This window comes from Clostridium tepidiprofundi DSM 19306 (assembly GCF_001594005.1).
Lineage (GTDB): Bacteria > Bacillota > Clostridia > Clostridiales > Clostridiaceae > Clostridium_AC > Clostridium_AC tepidiprofundi.
Map to the genome: position 1 here is coordinate 1 of NZ_LTBA01000152.1, position 638 is coordinate 638.

The 638-nt window shown below is 49.4% G+C and carries 5 tRNA genes; all 5 read right to left on the bottom strand.

Annotated features, from left to right (window positions below):
- Window positions 1–4 precede the first annotated feature (4 nt).
- Window positions 5–80 (bottom strand) — tRNA-Thr (locus tag CLTEP_RS14145).
- Window positions 81–85: 5 nt separating this feature from the next.
- Window positions 86–162, bottom strand: a tRNA-Asp gene (locus CLTEP_RS14150).
- A 157-nt stretch (window positions 163–319) separates the two neighbouring features.
- A tRNA-Val gene (locus tag CLTEP_RS14155) sits at window positions 320–395 on the bottom strand.
- 6 nt (window positions 396–401) lie between these two features.
- Window positions 402–476, bottom strand: a tRNA-Glu gene (locus CLTEP_RS14160).
- A gap of 39 nt (window positions 477–515) precedes the next feature.
- Window positions 516–591 (bottom strand) — tRNA-Thr (locus CLTEP_RS14165).
- Between the last annotated feature and the right edge of the window lie 47 nt (window positions 592–638).

Consider the following 638-nt stretch of genomic DNA (forward strand, 5'->3'; position numbering starts at 1 on the left):
TTTATGGAGCTGGCAATAGGACTTGAACCTACAACCTGCTGATTACAAGTCAGCTGCTCTACCAATTGAGCCATGCCAGCATATTTGGCGACCCGGAAGGGGATCGAACCCTCGACCTCCGGCGTGACAGGCCGGCACTCTAACCATCTGAGCCACCGGGCCGCGTTATTATATAAGATTTAAGTGCTAAATCTAAGTACCACTCTCTAATCACCAGTCTCCAAAACAAACTCGCGATTTAGCAACTAGCTACTAGAATTCATGCTAAGTGCTAGGAGAAAAACTTGTTTATTCCTAGTACTTGGTACCTCATTTAAAGTGGTGGGCACAACAGGGCTCGAACCTGTGACCCCTTGCTTGTAAGGCAAGTGCTCTCCCAGCTGAGCTATGCGCCCACATTATGGTGACTCCTAGGGGAATCGAACCCCTGTTACCGCCGTGAAAGGGCGATGTCTTAACCGCTTGACCAAGGAGCCATGTTTATCTTAACCCTCTCAGGGGATAACATAAATTTATGGAGCTGGCAATAGGACTTGAACCTACAACCTGCTGATTACAAGTCAGCTGCTCTACCAATTGAGCCATGCCAGCATATTTGGCGACCCGGAAGGGGATCGAACCCTCGACCTCCGGCGTGA